Consider the following 21,267-nt stretch of genomic DNA (forward strand, 5'->3'; position numbering starts at 1 on the left):
GATAATGAATGTAAATAAAAGCAAGGAAGTTGCTCAGCAGTTTCTAGTTCAAGTATTTTTCAAAATGGTTAACCTGCACTTTTGCTCTAAGGTCATAAAGTAAATTGAATAGGCCGAAAAAGGTTCGGTTCATATAGAGAAAATGTTTAGAACCTCTGTTGCCATTCATCTTTCGTATTTCGGTATCTTTTGAAAACTTTTCACCAAGATCACGTATGCTATTCCAAAATTCATCCGAGCCAAAATCAAATTCCTCAGCGTTCATAGGTGCAGTAAAGAGGGTAAGCATTTCCTTGAACATTGACTTAAAGAAAACAATTTCTTTAGGAGAATCACTTGAATTTAAAATTTCAAGTAAGTACATTCGCTCCGTAAAGCTTTCGTCATTCTCAATGACTTCTGTTTTAGCAAGTTCAAAATACGGTACATAAAACTCATCGGGCACTTCTTTTATACAACCAAAGTCAATAGCTATTAGGTTTCCCTTTTCACTAACCAAGAAGTTACCCGGATGCGGGTCTGCGTGAACTTTTCTGAGAACATGAATTTGATACATATAAAAGTCCCATAGGGTTTGACCGATTTTGTCTCCCAATTCGGGCGAAAAAGAAGTTTTCGTGAATTCGCTCAAATGAGTGCCGTACATCCAATCCATTGTAATGATGCGCTCGCTTGATAAATTTTCGTAATACTCAGGAAATTCCAGGCCTCCAAGTACCGAACAAGATTGCGTGATTTCCTTGCTTTGCTTTAATTCTAGCAAATAGTCAGTTTCCTCAACCAACTTATCTTCTACCTCTTTGAAATATTTGTCTGAATCTTTTCCCTTAACGTTAAACATTTTTAAGGCAATTGGCTTTACTAGTGCTAGGTCGCTACCTATGCTCTCAGCCACACCAGGATATTGAATTTTAACCGCTAAATCTTTACCGTCTTTCGTTGCCTTATGAACCTGGCCGATGCTCGCTGCATTGATCGAACTGCTAGTAAAGGTGTCGTAGATTTCTTCAGGATACTTTCCAAAGTACTTTTTAAAGGTTTTGCGCACCAAAGGTGCCGAAAGTGGGGGGACAGAAAACTGAGAAAGTGAAAATTTGTCTACATAAGCCTTGGGAAGTAAATTCTTCTCCATACTCAACATCTGAGCGACTTTTAAAGCACTTCCTTTTAAAGTTTTTAAACCATCATAAATATCTTCTGCATTATCTTCATTGAGCTGATCTTTTGTCAACCCAGGATCTATCATTTTTTTTCCATAATACCTGACATAATTGCCTCCTATTTTTACTCCTGTTTGAAGGAGCTTAGTGGCCCTCTCAATCTTTCCAGTTGGAATTTTGTCTAAGGTCTTCATAAACTATATAGTTAAGAACTACACAAATTTTTCTTTGAAAAGAAACTTACCGAAGTCGATTACATTGTTCAATGGGGTGTTGTCGAAAACATCAAAAATGGTATTGATAGATTTTTCTATGGCCAGGTCCGTTTTTTCAAAGCCAGGTGAATTGTCGTCTATCCAAAACTTAAGGATAAACAGAAATTGCAGCCATGCACCTTCTGAGAATAAGTGCGGATTATGTTTTGTTATCCTTAAGGGTTTTACGGCGTTGCCGTCGGCTATGAGTTCAGAAGCGAACGCCTTAACTTGTTTTCGCAGTCCCTTCAATTGTTCCATATTCTTCAGCATGTTAGCGTCACTTTGTAGAGCGAATAGCACATAACTTCTGTTCAGGGTTAGTAATTCAAAAAAGGAATAGAAAAAAGTTAGTATTTTATCCTTATTTGAAAAAGAATTGTAAGCCTGGTTTTTTATCATCAGGGCTTCAGTAGTATCATAAAATTTAGTCCAAATCGCTTTTTGAATACCCCCTACCGAACCAAAATTTTCATAAAATTTCTCTTCATTTATGCCATGTGCTTTGCAAAACTTGTATACCGATTTAGGCACCTGTTCATGCTCTAAAACATAATTCATGTACATGGAAATAATGGAATCATCTGTGATTCTTTTTGCCTTTGTTTTTGTCGCCATATTTCAATATTTGAAAAGTAGTACCGTACAGCATCAGCTGTTCTTTTATGTTGTAAACACCAATTATAGTGCCTCTAATACAGGGAAACGTGCTCTAGGGGAGAGCACGTTTTCCAAACAACCTAACCAATAAATAATCGTCAATCAAAAAAATTCTTTTTCATAGCAATTATTTTAACTAACAACTTTTCCAAAAATACATATTGTTTAACTATTTAAAAAATATATTAAACAAAAAATATGTTAAATCTTTCACAACTACTCATTTGTTCTTTTTTGTGTGTCAGTTTGTCATTTCTTCGCTTTCTGGTATTTTTTTTGACAAGGTTAGACGACAAACAACATAAATTCTAAGCTTTCCGCTTCTGCGGGAATAACTTTAAACAGTACTATTTAAAAGATTTCTGCCAAGGCACATGCGAAGCAAAGACGACGGCAGGGAAAAAATAAAATTCATTTTTTATGGCAAAAGGCAAAATAAATGTATCGGTAGAAAATATTTTTCCGCTGATCAAAAAATTTCTTTACAGCGACCACGAAATATTCTTGCGTGAATTGATTTCTAATGCAACAGACGCTACGACCAAACTAAAACACCTGACTTCAATCGGAGAAGCCAAAATTGACTATGGCAACCCCATAATTGAAATCAAGGTTGATAAAGATGGTAAGAAGCTTCATATTATCGATCAGGGTATCGGTATGACCGAAGCAGAAGTCAAGAATTACATCAATCAGGTTGCCTTCTCTGGTGCCGAGGAGTTCTTGAACAAATACGAAGACGGTGCAAAAGACACCGGAATCATTGGTCACTTCGGATTAGGATTTTATTCGGCATTTATGGTAGCCGACAAGGTAGAGATCATTACTAAGAGTTATAAAGATGAGCCAGCTGCCCATTGGTCATGCGACGGGTCACCAAATTTCACCTTAAAAAAGGGCAAAAAGGAAGACCGAGGTTCTGAAATTATTTTGCATATCGCTGATGATTCTACTGAATTCTTGGAGGAGAATCGCATTAAGGAACTTCTGAATAAGTACAACAAATTCATGCCTATTCCAATTAAGTTTGGCATGAAAACGGAAACCTTGCCTAAACCTGAAGGTGCGAAGGAAGAGGACCCCGCCCCAACGCAAGAAGTTGACAATATTGTCAATAATCCCAACCCAGCATGGACAAAGCAACCGGCCGACTTAAAGGAGGAGGATTACAAAGGGTTTTATCGTGAGTTGTACCCCATGCAGTTCGAAGAGCCTCTATTTCATATTCATTTGAATGTAGATTATCCGTTTAACCTCACAGGCATTCTTTACTTTCCGAAATTGACCCAAGACCTCAGTCAACACAAAGATCGAATTCAGCTTTATCAGAACCAAGTTTTTGTAACCGACAATGTAGAGGGAATTGTTCCTGAGTTTCTAACGATGCTACGCGGAGTTATTGATTCTCCTGATATTCCCTTAAATGTTTCACGTTCTTATTTGCAAGCAGATGGCGCCGTAAAAAAGATTTCTTCTTATATCACCCGAAAGGTGGCAGACAAGTTAAATTCGCTTTTCAAAAACAATCGTGAAGATTTCGAAGCCAAATGGAATGATATTAAAATTGTGATTGAGTACGGAATGCTTTCCGAGGATAAGTTCTTTGAAAAAGCCGACAAGTTTGCCTTATATCCTACTGTAGATGGTAGCTATTACACTTTTGAAGAGCTGCAAGATAAAATAAAGGATGCGCAGACTGATAAAGATGACAAATTAGTAATCCTTTACGCATCTGACAAAGAGGCACAGCACAGCTACATTGAGGCTGCCAAAGCCAAAGGCTTCGAAGTACTTTTGATGGACTCACCCATCATCGGTCACTTAATGCAAAAATTAGAAACCTCAAAAGAAAAGATTTCTTTCGCTCGTGTAGACGCAGATCATTTAGATAACCTTATTAAAAAGGATGACACGCAAATATCTAAACTGTCAGATGAGGAGAAAGAGAAACTCAAGGCAGATTTGGAAGCTACAATCGAAAACAAGAGCTACACGGTGCAGCTTGAAGCTATGGATAGCGAAGCTTCTCCCTTCATTATTACCGAACCTGAATTTATGCGTCGTATGAAGGAGATGCAGCAAACTGGTGGAGGTGGAATGTTTGGTATGGGCAACATGCCAGAAATGTACAATCTTATCGTAAACACCAATCATGAATTGGTAAGTGAAATTTTAAATACCAAGACAGCGAAAAAGAAAGAACGTTTGATCAATCAGTCTCTTGATTTGGCTCGCCTTTCTAAAGGTTTACTAAAAGGTGAGGAATTGACCAACTTCATTAAACGCAGTTACGAGATGGTGAAGTGATGTTAAATGCTTAAAATAGTTAAAAACGCCGCTCAATTAGTTGAGCGGCGTTTTATTTATGGATCTCAATTTTCAAGGAGTCTTTCCGCTTTTGGCTTTTATAAACTCTATAATTGCTACCCTATACGTACTGAAATCATCAAACGAAAGATTATTCCATAGCTGTCCGTGATTTAACTCTGAAACATAAATAATACTGTAATTGTCGAAGTCCGTTTCCTTAAGTCGTTTTTCAAATAGCCTTGTATAACGATCCAGCGCATTATCTGAGATCAAAAGCATAGGAACACCTAAGTTTTGCAAATAGCTAGTCGGAGAAGCCTTAATGAAATCTTCTTTCGTATCACCGAAAACCGCTTGAACATGTAATTCAGCAAGTTCCGGTCGCTCTCCAGTTCTAAAAACTTCATGATAGTTAACGATATCATAGGTGCCTGAAATAGGAATGACCCCCCTAATATTAGATGTTGAAAGCCCTTTTTCGTTCAGATACGAATCGTCTAAACATAACAATGCCGCGAGATGGGCCCCAGAGGAATAACCTCCAACAAAAATCTTTTCTTTGTCATATCCATATTTGGAAGCGTTGTCAAAAAGCCATTTGACCGATGATGCAATATCTTTGACATGCGCAGGATGACGCACACCGCTACTCAGAGTGGAATCTCGCCATTTCGCAGGACTCAACCTATGCCCTATACTTGCAAATCCAATGCCTTCTTGAGCAAATTTCCTCGCCAAATCCATCTCAACATTTCTATCCACATAAGACCAAGCGCCACCGCCGATCCAAACCAATAGGGGGAAATTATCTTCTGCTTTGGGTAAGGCTAAATTTAACCTTTGCAGTGTATCTATCTCTAATGAGAAATCCTTGAGATATGATAAATTCCTATGCTCTTTAACTTCATAACGTGCGGCATCTTGGCCATGGGAGCCACCCACAACCAAAAGAAAAAACAAAATGAAACCTGCAATCTTTTTTAAGTCAACTTGTAGCATACTATAAAATTTACCCTTAAAACGAATATACGTCTTTCCAGATTTTCATAATGCATAATACTGGTAATGAATACGTTAAAATCATCCTAAAATATAGAACAATCTAAATACTTCCCTTAATTTGAACTAGCATTCTAAAACAAGGTTTAAATCAAAAATATGGAAAAGCAGTCAAGACGTTCCTTTGTGAAAAACTTAAGTTTGGGTGCTGGGTCTGCAGTACTTTTGCCCAATTTTAGTGCATTTGAAATCCCGCGCTCGGCAAAAAAGAAAATCTACCAAGGAAAAAAATTAAATATCGCCCTTTGCGGTCTTGGGCGCTATGCTAACATTTTAGCAAGAAGCTTCGTTCATTCAAAGTATTGTCATCTTGCAGGAATCATTACTGGCACACCTTCAAAGGCCGTTGAATGGAAAAGACGCTATTCCATTCCTGATGAAAATATCTATAATTACGAAAACTTCGATTCTATACAGCACAACCCCAAGATTGATTTGGTGTATGTAGTCTTGCCTAATGGGATGCACAAAGAGTATACTATTCGAGCTGCGCAAGCGGGGAAGCATATTATCGTAGAAAAACCCATGGCCATTACCGAAAAAGACTGTCAAGAAATGATTGATGCATCTAAAGCAGCTGGGGTACAATTCGCCGTGGGCTATCGTTTGCACTATGAACCCAATCATTTGGAGATTATGCGACTTGGTCAAGATAAAGTATTCGGGGCGGTACGACTTATAGAAGTATCACTCGGTTATAACATTGATGGCAATCCAAATGATTGGCATTTGAAGAAAGCGCTATCGGGAGGAGGGCCTTTGATGAACCTTGGAGTTTATTGTGTTCAAGCAAGCCGCTATACTTTGGGTGAGGAGCCTATTTCGGTCACCGCACAATTTGGCCCCGTCACTAGACCTCATCTTTACAAAGAAGTTGAAGAATCGATTACTTGGCAATTGGAATTTCCTAGCGGGGCGGTAGCAAGTTCTACAAGTACAAACCGTTGTGGTGTTGACCGCTTCTTCGCCGCTGCAGATGATGGCTTTTTTGAATTGAGTCCCGCTGTAAGTTATGGACCCTTTAGAGGAAGGTCTTCTGAAGGGGAGTTTAGATTTCCGGTAATCAACCAACAGGCTACTCAAATGGATGGTATCGCCCAAGTAATTCTTGAAGGGCGTGAACTACCAGAACATATTTCAGGCGTGGAGGGTCGCAAAGACATGCATGTTCTCGAGGGAATTTACAAAGCTGCAGAGATGGGAGGAAAGGTGTTACTATAAAACCCTACCAGTAAATAGGTCCTTTACCCAAATACTTTTCGGCAATCGGTTGATAGTAATCCAAAACCTCATCTAAATCGTACACTTTTTGACTTTTTGTATAAAGATCATAGGTATTGAAATCACGTATAAGTTTTAAGTATTCGTGATCCTTCTCATTAAGCAATTCGGTATAACTGCCTCCAGTATGCCATGGATAAAAAGAATGATAGCGAATCATAACCATGGCTTCTTCAGGTAGTGTATTTGTCTTGTGGTTATTAAGAACCTGGTATAAATATTCATCATGTCCCCAAGCTAGATCAACATTGTCAATACCACAACCTTTTTCATATATCCCCGTCGTTGAGCTATAGGTTTCATGCTGCATATCAGGATTCAATATGTTAAACTCTGGATACACACAAGAATCTGGCAGCGCGCAACCTACGACAAAAACATCACCTACCATGCCCCATTGTTCGGCTTGACTAGTACCGTCTTCGTCTTCGCCCCATAGAAACATAACCTTTCCCAAATCATGAATGAGTCCTGTTAATTGCATCCAATCAGGCCTGCCTTCGGCACGAATCGCTTCAGCACTTTGAATTAAATGCTGTACATTCGGAAGATCTAAATCAGGATCGCTGACATCGACAAGACGATTCAGATGACGCATTGCTTCCCACAGATCCATCGGCTTATCAAATTTCAAATATTTTTTGTGCATGCGTTGCACATAATCCAAAGTCTGATTTTTGCGCATCTTTCGATAGTGCTCTTTTACTGCCACTGATACGTTAGGTGCGTCGTAATCTCTAAATGTTTTTTCTTCCATTTGCTGTGTTGATAAGGTTGAAATATTAAATAGGCATTTCTTAATATAGCTATGGATTAACCAGTAGGGAAAAAATATTGAAATTAAACATTCCCTAATACAAGGTACAAAATTACCGTAATTATCACCAAGAAAAGACTAAAGGGTTTCGCATATTTCCAGGGTGTAAGATTCAGAACACCAGCATCTTGCATTATAAAGGGTTCGCCTTTCGGCAATAGGAATGAAGCCAGATGCATAATCAGCATATTTAATACAAATTCGATACCCCAAATATGCACAAAGTGCAAATTCACTTCAAGTACATAGTACATAATTACATAGAAAAACAGACCGAAAACCAACCCCACTTTGGCCCCAGCCGCTGATACTCTGGGGAAAAGAAAACCCGCAATAACCACGCTTGCAATTGGAATGAAAAAGATACCATTGAGTTGTTGCAAAAGTTGATACAAACCGTCAGGTGCGTTCGCTACAAAAGGGGCAATGCCAATGGCAAAAACGGCAAGAACAGCTGAGGTCAATTTGCCTATTTTAACTAACTTCCTTTCCCCAGCATCCTTCGAAATGTATCTTTTAAAAATACCCAAACTAAATACCGTGGCCGCGCTATTCAGGGCACTGTTAAATGTACTTAAAATGGCTCCCATCATCACAGCAACAAAGAAACCTGTTAACCAAAGTGGCAACACTTTCTTAACCAAAAGCGGATATACGCTGTCAGGATTATCATAAAGACTTTCCCCAAAATAGTAAAAACCAATAAGGCCCGGTAAGACAATAATCAGCGGAACAAGTATTTTCAATAAGCCGGTAAACAGCAACCCCTTTTGGGCTTCCTTTAAATTCACTGCTCCTAAAACCCTTTGAATAATCGACTGATGCATGGTCCAGAAATAGATTTGATTGACCATCAATCCGGTGAACAAAACCTCGAAAGGTAGAATGGCAGAACGCGACCCTTCCCCTACTCCCGATTCTCTGCTAATCACATTAAATTTCTCAGGACTATCTTCAAAGACTGTTTGCAAACCCTGCCAAGGATTGCCGTCTCCTATACTCAGCAACGCCAATATAGGAACCAGCAATCCGGCCACTAGTAGACCGAAGCCATTTATCGTGTCTGTATAGGCTACCATTTTTAGGCCACCAAAAATTGCGTAAACCGCTCCAATAACCCCCACAGTGAGTATCGTAACCCAAATTCCTTCCTTTTGCGTTATATGCAACAGATCAGAGATTTCGAAAATGGCTTCGATGTTCAAAGCGCCAGTGTACAAAACTATGGGAAGCAAAGTCGCCACAAACGAGATAATTAGCAATAAGGCAACCAAGGTTCTGGTGAGCCCGTCAAAACGTTTTTCTAGAAATTCGGGAATGGTCGTCAATCCCATTTTCAAGTATCGAGGAACAAAATACAGCGCTGCTATTACCAAGGCCAAAGCAGAAGTAACCTCCCAGGCAACAATGATAGCTCCATTCCTATAGGATGAACCATTCATGCCCACCAGATGTTCTGTTGAAATATTGGTCAGCAGCATCGATCCGGCGATCACAATTCCGGTTAATGACCTTCCACCTAAGAAATAACCGTCGCGGGAATTCAGTTTATCACGGCGTAAATTCCAAGTGGCGTAAAAGGCTACGAAACCTGTGAAAAGAAGAAAAGTCAGTAAGGCCATCCCCTAAAAGTAAGCATATTTTTTTGCAGCGATCACCATAAAAAATACCTAAAATCAGGTTTTTCTAACAATTAAGGTGATGGGTAAGCCACATTGATCGCAAACAAAATCACTTATAAAAAAACGAAGCTTTAGGTCTTCCAATGCATCACACCTAAGCAATTTTAAAACCTTCGTATGCTGACTGCAGCATTAGCTGGCCACATATCTTTTATCTAATCTTTGCTTTAATATGAAAACCTGCAGCCACACAAATAGCGCAATCGCAATAGAACCATAAATAAATGCGGCTGAAAATGACAATTCCGGAAAATTTAGTGAGAGATTGAAGGATGTCAATTTATTTAACTTTACGGCCGCCAACCAAGTACTCTCAGTAGTTGAGTCACTAAAAAGCACATAACCGAAGATAGCCGCTACTGCCGCAAAGGTTAAAAACCAAGTAGTCTTGGATAATAAAGGTTTGGCAACCAAAAGACTATCATTTTGATTGGCAACCCTAATCTTTGACAAAACGGCATCTGTAAAATCGACAGCGGGTTTTTCCAAGCCCGCTTCTTTAATCGACTTTCTGATAAAATCGTCTAATTCTTTATTTTCTTCCATAGTTAGCCAGAATTTCCGGTTCTAATTTATTTTTGAGCAATACCGCTAAGCGCTTCCTACTTCTAAATAAGCGCACTTTAACCGTATTTGGCTCTATATTCATTATATCAGCTATTTCCTTTAAAGACAGCTCTTCAAAATAGTGAAGCGTTATCACTACCGCATCATCATGGGGCAATTCATTAATAGCAGCTTTAATGGTTTGTTTTCGTTCTTTGTCCTCAAGCCCATCTAAAGCATCTTCCATGCTGGTTAAATGGTACTCCGTATCGGAATCAATCGAACCCGTGTTTACAGTTCGTTTGTGTTTCTTTAGGTAATCTAAGCTGCGATAATACGCAATTTTATACAACCAGGTTGAAAACTTTGATTCACCCTTGAAACTTGCTAAGGCCGTGTATGCCTTAATAAAAACATCTTGTGCAACTTCTTCGGCCTCCTCGTGATTTTTTAAAACTTTTGCCGCCAAAGTAAAGACCATATGCTTATACCTTTCAACCAAAACAGAAAATGCTCTGGTATCGCCATTGATAATGGCATCAATATAGTGTTGGTCTTCTTTTTGGCTCATTCTACCACATATGACGTGCAAATTACAATTCTGGTTACACGAATTTTCACAAAAATCAAAATTCGTGTAACCTCTTTTAGAAAATTGGCGTCAAACTGACCAAATGAGTTTATTAATCAATTAAAAAACAATCACATGGCAGAGGCAATATTAATACCCATCAGCTTTTTCTTATTCGTTTTCGCAATCGTCTATCTTTATTTCACAACTAGAAATAAGGAGCGAATGGCACTTATAGAAAAGGGTGCTGAAGCAACTATTTTTTTTAACGCCAAAAAAAGCAAAGGCCCATCAATAGGAAAAATTCTTCTTCTTAATTTGGCTCTGTTGTTAATTGGTGTGGGTATAGCCATTTTTATTGGAGCTATTTTAGAGAATATGGGTGTTTACGAAGGCGTAGCCTACCCCGGTACTATTTTCTTTATGGCAGGAATTGGTCTGTTATCAGGTTTCTTTTTAACCAAAAAGATGGAGAAAGAAGACTAAGAATACCAAAGCTTTTATAGTGGCCCTAGTAAGTTACATTGGTAACATACTAGGGTTTTATATTTTCTACAACCTACTCATTTAGAAAGAATTTTCTACAAAAAATAAAAGTTAAATCGGATATTTTGGATACCTTGTATCATGACACCTCATATTCTATTTAATTTCACAAACTACCTACTGTTTTGTTAAAAGGAAAAAAACGTAATACCTGCTTATGTTTCTTTCTGACTAAAAAGGGTCTCTAAAATTCCCCCAGCTAATTTACAATAGTTATTAATTTAATGCGCTAATTGAATGCTGGTTGATTTTCAAATCTTCTTAGACGCCATAGCCCTAGTTCAAGGGGTTGTTTTCGGTGTTCTACTAATGGTTTTAAACAAAAGCAAGCGCAAAAGTTGTTTTTTTCTAGGCCTATTTGTCTTGTTCTTCTCTTTGAAATTGGTTCATTATATCAGCAGGAGCTTAGTTTTACAAGGCGATTATTCCGAATTGCTGTTACTACCCTTCAATTTTTCATGGTTGATTTTTCCCCTCTTCTTGATATATACACATCAGGTTTCTGTTTTTGCGAATCGCAGACCCCCCTACTGGACACTTCTGCCAGGAATTATGGTCGTACTGATTCAGGTATATATCTTTTTCCTGCCCTTTGCAACTAAGCTGACGATCAGTGCCGATCCTTTGCACGATTTTTTCTTTACCTATATTGGTATTTACTATTCATGGATTATAGCCCTCTGGAATTTAAAGTTGCTATACCAGCACCGAACGGAGGTATCAAATTCTTTTTCTCAAATTGAAGCAAAGGAATTACATTGGGCTCGCATTTTTCTCATATATAGTTTAGTAAGTTCGTTGCTGATACATATTTTATATTATATAGCACCAACCAATATTTACTTTAAAATACTCTTTTCCACTTTTGATTTATTCACCATTTATTGGACCGTTTTCCACGGTATTTCGCAGCGCAACGTCATTGCTGTTTTAAACAATCAACATGCAGATATTGGTTTAAATATAAAACTGACACACCAAGCTAGCACAACGGGTGCTTCCGATATGGCCATGCAGAGGCTCGCTGACCAAATTGATGAACATGTTATCACTTCAAAGGCATATGTCGCATCTAATCTTACGATCATCGATTTATCGGAAACCTTAAAAATTCACCCTAGGCGTCTTTCCACTGCTATCAACTCCGCCAGAAAACAAAACTTCAATACCTATATCAATCAATTTCGAATTAAAAAGGCAATTGAGTTTCTAAAAAGTTCAGACCAAAATAAATACAGTGTGGAGGGCATAGGAACTGAAGTAGGTTTTAATAGTAAAAGTGCATTCTATGCAGCCTTTAAAAAAGTGACCGGTACTACACCGATTAAATACAAAGAAATACTTGTGCCCTAGGCTCATTAAGTTGCCTGTTTTCTATAGTATACTTCTTTTGTAAAAAATCATTTTCTTTTTTGCTCGAAAGCTAAATTCTCAACCTATGGCAAAGTTCATACTGCAATACACTTTTACTTTTGCAGCATTGGCGTATTTCTGTCAATTTATGAAATGATCATGTTTGCGCAATTTGAACTTGTTTAAATAAGACAGACTACATCGTTTTCGTAGTTAAATAGGGTTCTGATTTACGAAATCCGTACTCCTCCTATGTCAAATTTCTCTCGCTATTTTGATATTTAGCAAACCTTTGTGCCAAGATTGACCAAACATTTGAAAAGTTCTCCTTATATAAAATATTAACCTGATTACAAGTATATTATGGATATAACAGAGATCAACGAAAAAACAAATTTTAATACTTGGGAAGACGAAAAAATCAATGAGCTTAAAAAAGGAATTTTTGTGAACACTTTGGGCAACTTTCTTTTTGAAAATGATAGTATCAGGCTTTGGGATCTTAGCTTGCTACCTAAAGAACGTATCCCCTTTGGAAGGCGCAAAAGCAACTATAGTCTGACCTGTATGACAAACGGATTGGCAATTTCAAGAAAGTCGAATGGTGAAATAGACCTTATACGACTTAAAAAAGGTGATACCCCCATATGGCTATACGAAGAGAACGAAATCATATGTGACTTTGAAAATATCGGTGAGACTTTATTGAAATTTATTGTTATTGAGCATAAGCCAGCTGCATTCGGAATAAAATCGAATTTATAGTAATAACCGCATTGACCAAAATAGAAGAATTTAACGTTCCAAAGATCTGATTTCTCTTATTAATTCGTAGCTTATATTGATTTTTGAGGAAAATGGAATTGGATTACAACATATTCTCTGTCTTGCATTTGGTGAGCTTTTTGCAGGGTATCTTTTTAGGTGTACTTCTCATTTTTTTAAGTAAAAGAAAATATAGAAGTACTTTGTTCCTCGGACTGCTTGTGTTGCTCTTTTCACTAGCTAAGGTACATTTCACCCTGCTCCAATTAAATGTATTCGAGTTCTACCCACAATTGTTTCGCCTTCCATTTAATTTCTTTTGGTTAATCTATCCGCTTTTTTTTATCTATACCTACCGGGTTTCCATGTTTTCAGATCAGAAAACACCCTATTGGGTACTATATCCAGGGGTCATAGCACTTTTTGTAAATTTATTTATCTTTTTCCAACCTTACGAAATCAAACTAAACATAGACCAAAGCCTATGGTACAAGACCTATTTAATTTTGGGAATATGCTATAGTTGGTGTATTGCCTTCTGGAACCTCAGACTGATTCATCGCCATAAAACTGCGGTAAATAATCATTTTTCAAGAACAACTTTAAAGGATCTTACTTGGGCCCGTTATTTTTTGATTTTTAGTTTGGCAGCATATGCTGTATATTTCTTTCAATACTATCTTACACCTGAAAATTTATTTTCAAAAATCTATATTTTAACCATTGATTTTGTTACGGTATATTGGATATTCTTTTACGGTTTAATACAGCGTAATGTGCTATCTATTCTTTCTGAAAATGGCTATTACAGCATTCAAAGAAGAGAAGAAAAGCTCTCGTCATTAAAACCACAAGATGGAAATCTGATCGCCCTTTTTCAACGGATCGACCAGCACATGAAAACCTCAGAAAGTTTTGCAAAGAGCGAGTTAACCATAGTTGATGTGGCACAGGCCTTGCAAGTACACACCAAACAAATTTCCAAGGCTATTAACACAGTGCAGCATCAAAACTTTAATAGTTATGTAAATCAATTTCGCATTGAAAAAGCTATCGATTTACTTAAAGAACCACATATTACTTTAAGTATTGAGGGAATTGGTTACGAAGTTGGCTTTCATAGCAAAAGTGCCTTTTATGCAGCTTTTAAAAAAGTAACACGAACTACCCCGACAAAATTCAAAGAGAAGAACGCAGCTTAACCAAACTTGGGTATCAATCACTTTCTTTAGTATACCGATTAGTTCTGATTCCTGATAAGAGATTGTAAATATCCAAAAAATCTTAAAAGTCGTATTAAATTCCGAAATCAGGACGTTTACGTGTCCGTTTTATTAGGGCAGTCTATGCTATTATTGAGATATTTGTGTACCAAAAAAGAGAAGATGGAAGTTGGTGATAGATTTTTTTGGATTTTGTTAGTAGGGATTTGGACCATTTTTATCTTATGGGAACTCCAGATTCAAATAATGACCGAATCCCTTTTGTCTCAAATCGTCAGATATGACCTTCTGATACTACCGATACTACTCCTGGTAACAGGATATGCATTATACGAAAATCGTAAAAATAGAAAGTAGTAGTACGGTGTTAAATACAATTTTGCCACATCTAATTAGTGTATACATATTTACTTAACCTTACATATGACTGTCATAATTTCAGCTAAGGTCTAAAAGAATTTGTTGAAATTCCCCCAATAACTTTCCATCAAATGGTAAGTTATTACATAAACCACCGCTTTTTTCCGCGGTGGTTTTTTTATCTTTAGAGAATGCAAATTATCTCAACCAATATTGGAGTTCCAACTCGTATTGTATGGAGTGGCAACTCGGAACTGACGGGTATTTTTAAATATCCTGTTGTAGAAGCATTATTTCTAGGAAAGACCGATGTTTCAAAAGATACCGTTATTGATCGCGTGCATCACGCAGGGCTTAACAAAGCTTGTTATTTATTTAGCGCAGATCAATACGACTATTGGAAAGCACTTTATCCTGATTTGGAATGGGATTGGGGCATGTTCGGAGAAAACCTAACCGTTGCAGGTTTAGATGAATCGCAAATACGAATTGGTGACGTATATCGCATTGGAACGGCTTTGGTTCAGATCTCTCAACCTAGGGAGCCTTGCTATAAATTAGGGGTGCGCTTTGGCACTCAGGAGATACTGCGACAATTCATAGAGCGTAAGCACCCGGGTACTTACGTGCGAATTTTAGAAGAAGGTGAAGTTCAAAAAGGAGATCCGGTAGCACTTGAGCAACAATCGAAAAACACGCTTACCGTTCAACAGTTTTACGAATTGATGTATGCAAAAGAAAAGTCAAAGGCAACACTTCAGCTTTTTATGAGCAACGAATCGGTACCTGAATACAAAAAAGAACGGTATAAAAAATTCCTTTAGTTCGTGAAATATCCATGGCACTTGTACCTAATGGCTTTGACTTACGTAATCGCCGGTATTATGCATTTTGTTCGTCCCAAAATGTATATGCGAATTTTACCAGGATATCTGCCGGGCCATAAATTGTTGGTAATTATAAGTGGTATTGCGGAAATTATTATTGGTATCGCGCTATGCTTTACGGCCACGAAAAACATGGCGATTTACATAGTTATTGCTATGCTAACCTTTTTTTTACCAGCCCACTTTCATATGCTATTCAATAAAAAAGCTTCCATGGGTATCGCTAAATGGGTATTGGTAGCTCGAATTCCGCTGCAATTCTTATTGATGTTTTGGGCGTATTGGTATTTGCGATTTTAACAAAAAAACCCCCAAAGGATAAGCTTTGGAGGCAAAATATAAACCAACTTAAATCAACTTTATTTTACAGTGATATCTTCGTAATAGGTATCTTTTTTGTTTTGAACAACAACTACATAGTTATCTTCAAAAGCATCTTCAAAATTGAATACTTTCTCAACTAACATTTCATCTGCAATAGTTTCCTGGAAGACAATGCGGTTTTCGCTATCTAAAACTTTGATTTTTACCACTTCTTTTTCTAGATTCAGAAGATTTAGGTAAACCTTTCCCTCCTTTTTTCTAAAAACAGGCTTCGCGTTTTCTTTTCGTTTGTCGATTCTTATCGTTGAATCGTCAACTGTAAATTCAAAAGTGGTTTCTTTCAAAGCGTCTTCTACTTCTAAGAAATAGCTACCTTCTGGAAGATTTTTCAAATTGAACTTTTTTGAATAGCTGTTCACCGTTTCTACCTTTTCTTTATATATAATTACGCCGTTCATATCAACGACTCGTACAAACGTTTCTTCTGATGTGGTGTCCATCTCAAAATTTAGGCTTTTTTCCTGTGAAGGATTCACACTAAGTTTTGGTTCTTTGGCCAAGCCTGTTGCTGCAACAAACATTAGGGCCACTACTGCGATTGATCTTACTACCTTTTTCATGTTTTTTAATTTTAGGGTTATTCTTAATCAACACCCCAAAACTACTTCAACAATCTCTGGCCCACCACTACTCCATTTTCAAATTTGTGTGCTATTTTACCCTTACTAAACTTAAAAAAATCTTAAAAAGGTAATTTTGAACATATTTGAGGTAATTTTGTATATATAAGACAAATTTCAACAAAGTAACTTTGAATAATGAAACCTACAAATTCAATGAAACAGAAGCCCACTTTTGAGTCGATCGAACCCAACTTTGGTCACTCCTATTCTTATCAGAAATTTGATGAAAACAAGTCAAATTCAAACACTGCGTGGCACTATCACCCTGAAATAGAATTGGTATATGTCAACGGAGGAGCCGGGAAGCGACAAATTGGGAGTCATGTATCTTATTATTCGAAAGGCGACCTAATTTTAATAGGTAGTAATCTGCCTCATTGTGGGTTTACCGACAAGCTGACAGAAAACGAAAGTGAAACCGTAATTCAAATGAAACAAGATTTCTTGGGAAGTGATTTTTTTGCCATCCCAGAAATGAAAAAAATACTGGGCCTTTTCGAAATGGCCAAAGGAGGCATAGCTTTTTCGGGCCGGACAAAACAAAAAATCGGTGATAAGATGGAGGTATTGGAATATCAAACCGATTTTCAGCGTCTTTTATCTGTGTTGAATATTTTAAATGAACTAGCCAATTCAAAGGAAATGAAGGTATTGAATGCCGAAGGATTTGCTATAGAAACAGAGGTAAAGGATAATGACCGCATCAACATTGTTTTTAACTATGTTAAAGGTAATTTCAAGGAAGAAATTACCCTAGAACAAATTGCTGATTTGGTCAGCATGACCATTCCTTCTTTCTGTCGGTACTTCAAAAAAATCACCAACAAGACCTTTACGCAATTTGTAAATGAGTATCGTCTTGTGCATGCCTCAAAATTGCTAGCGGAGCAACCCTTGAGCATCACTGAGGTTTGTTTTGAAAGTGGATTCAATAATTTTTCTCATTTCAATAAGTCGTTCAAAGCTTTTACTGGGCAAAACCCATCACAATATCGCAATGAACTGAAAAACGTGTTGACCAGTGGGTAAACATTTTACAAGCATAAAGTACTAGTTGTGTTGGATAACCTTAAAACTTTAGATAAGAACATTTTTAATATAAAACAAAGTATTCAAAAAGAAGTGAAGTATGCATTATGTTAAGAGCATGGCAGTCTGTTTTAGATCCATTTAGCAACCCATTTCATATTGATCAACTAATAACTGCGATTTCAAAACCTATTGAGGCAAGATTTAACTTGACCTTTATGGTCATCAAATAAAAAAGCGGTTCTTGTACAAGAACCGCTTTTTTAATACCCTTTCTAGAGCTAGTAACTATCTTTAACATTTGGGTGACGATGTTAATTTCCTCGCGCCTAACTACCCTAATATAACTTCAAATGTTGTGCCAAGGTATAAGCGCTCGATGAAATAAACGTTTTTTAGTTGAATTGCTATTTAAAGATTTCATTTAAGATCTTGGCCAAGCGCAATCCTCCTTTTTGTAGCTGCGTTTCAACCGTACCCCACCAAACATAACTATAGCGGTAAAATAGCTTCTCACCTACTTCAACCGATTCATATATTTCATTAGCGATATCTTGTGATTCTTCCACCCAGTCGTAAATGGTACCCTGCTGTAAATACTTTTTTTGGGCCTTAGTCAAACGCGGTAAAGATTCTGCTAATTCAGAATAGCTCATCCCATAATCTTCAATCATGTTCAAGTCCCACACCTTATGCAAATTGCTTCCTCGGTTGAACCATTGTACTTGAATGTCATTTCCTCCTTTATCCTCTATACGCCCAACATGCATGGGTTGATGTAAATCACCTACTAGGTGTACCAAAAGCTTTAGATAGAAAATCTTATCCTCATGTGAACTATTTGCGTCTTTTACAATTTCAATACACTTTTCAATTCCCGTAATTACATCACCGTATTCACTAGGTTCAACGTCACCATATTTCTTGTCTGCCGGAAAATTCACATAGTGCCAGGCACTAAATTTCTTGTATTGACGGTCCGCCTTGATATCGTCACCAAAGGTCGAGACCAAAGCCAAACTCTGCCCATTCAATAATTTATCGATAGCCTTTCTGGCCTTTCTTGATAAGTGCTGTTGCGCAACTTCTCCAGTAGTCCTATGTCCCGTTTTTGACCAAACAATCTCATTACAAAATGACAATTGGAAGGATACTAAAAAAAGTATAAGTATGTTTTTTTTCATAAACTGCAATTTATTCAAATGTAACTAATGAACTTTAATCTATGGTTAACTCGTATGTCATTTTATAATTAGAATTGATTTAACTTTTCGATTCGCTAAAAAATGGTCACTTTTGGCTCCTTTTTTGTCTTTTTTGGCCTTAATAACTGAACTATACCGGTTAAAAAGACTTTCAACTGTACTAAAAGGTGTTAATTTTCGCTTAAATGAAAAAAGCTTCAAGAGGTGCCTAATGTTTAATAATGCAGCAATACATAAAATGTGCAATGCTTAAAAGGATAAAATCTAAATATGTAAAGTACCTACTTCTAACGGTAGGCATCTTTTTCGTCGTTGGTATCCTTTTTGTGAGTAGTATTTATTTAGGTGCATGGGGGAAACTTCCGGGTAAAAATGAACTTGCGAGCTTTCAATACCAACGGGCCTCAGAAGTATATACTGCAGATAGTGTGCTTATCGGAAAATACTATCTGTATGACCGACAACCTATTGGTTATACCCAAATGCCACAGTTTCTACTAGACGCATTGGTTGCTATAGAGGATGAGCGCTACTATGATCACTCCGGCATCGATTACCCTAGTTTTTTGCGTGTTGGTTTTAAGACTATTTTGATGCAAGATCGATCATCAGGTGGAGGAAGTACCATAACCCAACAACTTGCCAAAAACTTATACCCCCGAAGGGAAAGGAAGCAGACGAACATCGCCGTAAATAAGGTGAAAGAAATGATAATAGCATCACGTTTGGAAGATGTATTTTCTAAGACTGAAATCTTGACTCATTATTTAAACACCGTTTCCTTTGGAGACAACACCTTTGGAATTGAAAGTGCATCCTTAAAGTTTTTTAACAAAAAAACGAGCCAATTACACATTGAAGAAGCATCTGTGTTAGTCGGTATGCTAAAAGCAACCTATGGCTATAATCCCAGGGTGTATCCCAAAAAAAGTGAAGCGCGACGTAATTTAGTGATGAAATCTATGGTCAAAAACAATTTTCTATCAGAAGCAGAAAAGGACAGTTTGATTACCATTCCCCTAAAACTGAATTATAGAAAATACGACTATACCGACGGACTGGCTCCTTATTTTAGGGAAGAAGTCAGAAAAAAACTCATCAAATGGGTGAAATCTGAAAATGAAAAAGGGAGCGAATACAATATATATACCTCGGGACTCAAAATCTACACTACCCTAAATTCTAAAATGCAAGTACTGGCAGAAGAAGCCATGAAAAAGCACATGACCAAACTGCAGACTAGCTTTGAGAAAAGCTATGGTAAAAACGCACCTTGGATAAAGAATAAAAAACTTGTAGAAAAGGCAGTTCGCGCCATACCGCATTATAAAAAATTACTTCAAAACGAATTATCGACCTCCGAAATATGGGATTCTTTGAGTCAAAAACGTACCATGGTTCTAACCGATTGGTCAGGCGATAAAACTGTCACTGCAAGTACTATTGATAGTGTGCAGCATTATATGAAATTCTTGAACACAGGTGCTATAGCAATTAATCCACAAACTGGGGCTGTCATCACTTGGATTGGTGGCATTGATTTCAAGCGCTTCAAATTCGATCATGTTGCCCAAGCAAGACGACAAGTTGGATCTACTTTTAAACCCATAGTGTATACTGCAGCATTAGAAACAGGTATTCCACCTTGCGCTTACTTTTCGGCAAGAGAGGTGGCCTATGAAAACCTAAAAGGTTGGTCTCCCAGCAATTCTGGAAATAAAGATGAGACTTACCTGAATTATTCTATGGAAGAATCGCTGAGTAAATCGGTCAACACCGTGGCCGTAAAAGTGCTTGAGGCTACCGGTCTAGAAAATGTACTAAATCAGGCCAAGAAAATGGGTGTTTTTTCGGAGCTTCCAAAGCAACCATCAGTGGCTCTTGGAACAGGTGAAATCTACCTCAACGAATTGGCTGGGGTCTATGCCAGCTATGTCAACGAAGGAAAGGCTGTTTTGCCTTATCTTATTAAAAGTATTTCAGATCAAAATGATTCGATTTTGGTCGATTTTGACCCAAAAAGAGCAAAAAACAGGGCATTTTCGAAACAGACCGAGCAAATTATGCTCGAAATGATGAAGTCTACCATTAACACAGGAACAGCAAAACGCATTCGTACTACCTATAAATTGAATAATGCTATTGCTGGAAAAACAGGTACTACCCAAAACAACAAAGATGCATGGTTCGTTGCATTAACTCCGAAGTTAGTACACATCACCTGGGTGGGCCTAGACAACCACGAAATCGGTTTCAAAAACACAAGTCTGGGTCAAGGGGCGAATGCGGCTTTACCCATATTTGCAAGTTGGTACCAACAATTGAACAAACACAGAGAGTTCGACGATATTACCAAAGCTGAATTCGAAAAGCCAAATCCTTTTGTGTTGGATCAATTGAACTGTGAACCTGTAAAAAGAGATGGTTTTTTCAAACGATTGTTTACCAATCCAAATAAGAAAAAATCCAAAAAGTTCAAGAACAAAAGGTAAACTACACTTCTACGATACTTTGCTCATGGTAAGCAATAAACTATTAAATTTGCTCCAGCT

At 37.5% G+C, this 21,267-nt stretch carries 19 protein-coding genes; 10 read left to right on the forward strand and 9 right to left on the reverse strand.

Annotated features, from left to right (window positions below):
- Nucleotides 1-43 precede the first annotated feature (43 nt).
- Both ABJN95_RS06315 and ABJN95_RS06320 read right to left on the reverse strand, forming a co-directional pair.
- Entirely contained in the window at nucleotides 44-1,354 is a 1,311-nt protein-coding gene (locus tag ABJN95_RS06315; protein WP_348369383.1) for an AarF/UbiB family protein, read from the reverse strand.
- 18 nt (nucleotides 1,355-1,372) lie between these two features.
- On the reverse strand, nucleotides 1,373-2,032 hold the full coding sequence (locus ABJN95_RS06320) for a TetR family transcriptional regulator C-terminal domain-containing protein (RefSeq protein ID WP_348369385.1): 660 nt from the start codon (nucleotides 2,030-2,032) through the stop codon (nucleotides 1,373-1,375).
- A gap of 462 nt (nucleotides 2,033-2,494) precedes the next feature.
- Between ABJN95_RS06320 and htpG the strand changes: the two genes are divergently transcribed.
- The gene (gene htpG, locus ABJN95_RS06325) at nucleotides 2,495-4,381 is read left to right on the forward strand and encodes a molecular chaperone HtpG (RefSeq protein ID WP_348369389.1); all 1,887 of its coding nucleotides are present in this window, start codon (nucleotides 2,495-2,497) and stop codon (nucleotides 4,379-4,381) included.
- A 72-nt stretch (nucleotides 4,382-4,453) separates the two neighbouring features.
- Here the strand turns inward: htpG and ABJN95_RS06330 are convergent, their stop codons facing one another.
- Nucleotides 4,454-5,383, reverse strand: a complete 930-nt coding sequence (locus ABJN95_RS06330; RefSeq protein ID WP_348369391.1) for an alpha/beta hydrolase — start codon at nucleotides 5,381-5,383, stop codon at nucleotides 4,454-4,456.
- Between the two features lie 159 nt (nucleotides 5,384-5,542).
- Here ABJN95_RS06330 and ABJN95_RS06335 point away from each other — a divergent pair, with 159 nt between their 5' ends.
- On the forward strand, nucleotides 5,543-6,664 hold the full coding sequence (locus ABJN95_RS06335; RefSeq protein WP_348369393.1) for a Gfo/Idh/MocA family oxidoreductase: 1,122 nt from the start codon (nucleotides 5,543-5,545) through the stop codon (nucleotides 6,662-6,664).
- 4 nt (nucleotides 6,665-6,668) lie between these two features.
- On the opposite strand, the gene ABJN95_RS06340 is transcribed toward ABJN95_RS06335, so the two are convergent.
- From ABJN95_RS06340 to ABJN95_RS06355, 4 genes are all read right to left on the reverse strand, one after another.
- Nucleotides 6,669-7,481 (reverse strand): inositol oxygenase family protein, encoded by an 813-nt coding sequence (locus ABJN95_RS06340; RefSeq protein ID WP_348369395.1) that lies wholly within the window; start codon nucleotides 7,479-7,481, stop codon nucleotides 6,669-6,671.
- Between the two features lie 83 nt (nucleotides 7,482-7,564).
- Nucleotides 7,565-9,163, reverse strand: coding sequence for a solute:sodium symporter family transporter (locus ABJN95_RS06345; protein WP_348369397.1), 1,599 nt, complete (start codon nucleotides 9,161-9,163; stop codon nucleotides 7,565-7,567).
- Nucleotides 9,164-9,355: 192 nt separating this feature from the next.
- Nucleotides 9,356-9,769 carry a hypothetical protein gene (locus tag ABJN95_RS06350; RefSeq protein ID WP_348369399.1) on the reverse strand — a complete coding sequence of 138 codons (414 nt, stop codon included), beginning with the start codon at nucleotides 9,767-9,769 and terminating at the stop codon, nucleotides 9,356-9,358.
- Nucleotides 9,756-10,340, reverse strand: a complete 585-nt coding sequence (locus ABJN95_RS06355) for a sigma-70 family RNA polymerase sigma factor (RefSeq protein WP_348369401.1) — start codon at nucleotides 10,338-10,340, stop codon at nucleotides 9,756-9,758. The genes ABJN95_RS06350 and ABJN95_RS06355 overlap by 14 nt, the downstream gene beginning before the upstream one ends.
- Before the next feature lie 135 nt (nucleotides 10,341-10,475).
- Between ABJN95_RS06355 and ABJN95_RS06360 the strand changes: the two genes are divergently transcribed.
- From ABJN95_RS06360 to ABJN95_RS06385, 6 genes are all read left to right on the forward strand, one after another.
- Nucleotides 10,476-10,826, forward strand: a complete 351-nt coding sequence (locus ABJN95_RS06360) for a DUF6249 domain-containing protein (protein ID WP_348369402.1) — start codon at nucleotides 10,476-10,478, stop codon at nucleotides 10,824-10,826.
- A 297-nt stretch (nucleotides 10,827-11,123) separates the two neighbouring features.
- A complete protein-coding gene (locus ABJN95_RS06365; RefSeq protein ID WP_348369403.1) occupies nucleotides 11,124-12,239 on the forward strand; it encodes an AraC family transcriptional regulator in 1,116 nt (371 codons plus the stop codon).
- 363 nt (nucleotides 12,240-12,602) lie between these two features.
- On the forward strand, nucleotides 12,603-13,004 hold the full coding sequence (locus tag ABJN95_RS06370; RefSeq protein ID WP_348369404.1) for a hypothetical protein: 402 nt from the start codon (nucleotides 12,603-12,605) through the stop codon (nucleotides 13,002-13,004).
- Nucleotides 13,005-13,369: 365 nt separating this feature from the next.
- A complete protein-coding gene (locus ABJN95_RS06375) occupies nucleotides 13,370-14,206 on the forward strand; it encodes a helix-turn-helix domain-containing protein (RefSeq protein ID WP_348369406.1) in 837 nt (278 codons plus the stop codon).
- 572 nt (nucleotides 14,207-14,778) lie between these two features.
- Nucleotides 14,779-15,411, forward strand: a complete 633-nt coding sequence (locus ABJN95_RS06380) for an MOSC domain-containing protein (protein ID WP_348369408.1) — start codon at nucleotides 14,779-14,781, stop codon at nucleotides 15,409-15,411.
- Nucleotides 15,412-15,498: 87 nt separating this feature from the next.
- Complete coding sequence (locus ABJN95_RS06385) at nucleotides 15,499-15,774, forward strand: hypothetical protein (RefSeq protein WP_348369410.1); 276 nt, start codon at nucleotides 15,499-15,501, stop codon at nucleotides 15,772-15,774.
- A gap of 59 nt (nucleotides 15,775-15,833) precedes the next feature.
- On the opposite strand, the gene ABJN95_RS06390 is transcribed toward ABJN95_RS06385, so the two are convergent.
- Nucleotides 15,834-16,418 (reverse strand): T9SS type A sorting domain-containing protein, encoded by a 585-nt coding sequence (locus ABJN95_RS06390; RefSeq protein WP_348369412.1) that lies wholly within the window; start codon nucleotides 16,416-16,418, stop codon nucleotides 15,834-15,836.
- A 216-nt stretch (nucleotides 16,419-16,634) separates the two neighbouring features.
- Between ABJN95_RS06390 and ABJN95_RS06395 the strand changes: the two genes are divergently transcribed.
- Nucleotides 16,635-17,510, forward strand: a complete 876-nt coding sequence (locus tag ABJN95_RS06395) for an AraC family transcriptional regulator (RefSeq protein ID WP_348369414.1) — start codon at nucleotides 16,635-16,637, stop codon at nucleotides 17,508-17,510.
- Nucleotides 17,511-17,917: 407 nt separating this feature from the next.
- On the opposite strand, the gene ABJN95_RS06400 is transcribed toward ABJN95_RS06395, so the two are convergent.
- Nucleotides 17,918-18,694, reverse strand: a complete 777-nt coding sequence (locus tag ABJN95_RS06400) for a S1/P1 nuclease (RefSeq protein WP_348369416.1) — start codon at nucleotides 18,692-18,694, stop codon at nucleotides 17,918-17,920.
- 266 nt (nucleotides 18,695-18,960) lie between these two features.
- On the opposite strand from ABJN95_RS06400, the gene ABJN95_RS06405 reads away from it, so the two are divergent.
- Entirely contained in the window at nucleotides 18,961-21,207 is a 2,247-nt protein-coding gene (locus ABJN95_RS06405; protein WP_348369418.1) for a transglycosylase domain-containing protein, read from the forward strand.
- Nucleotides 21,208-21,267: the final 60 nt, after the last annotated feature.

Source organism: Maribacter sp. (genome assembly GCF_039974175.1).
Classification (GTDB): Bacteria; Bacteroidota; Bacteroidia; order Flavobacteriales; family Flavobacteriaceae; genus Maribacter_C.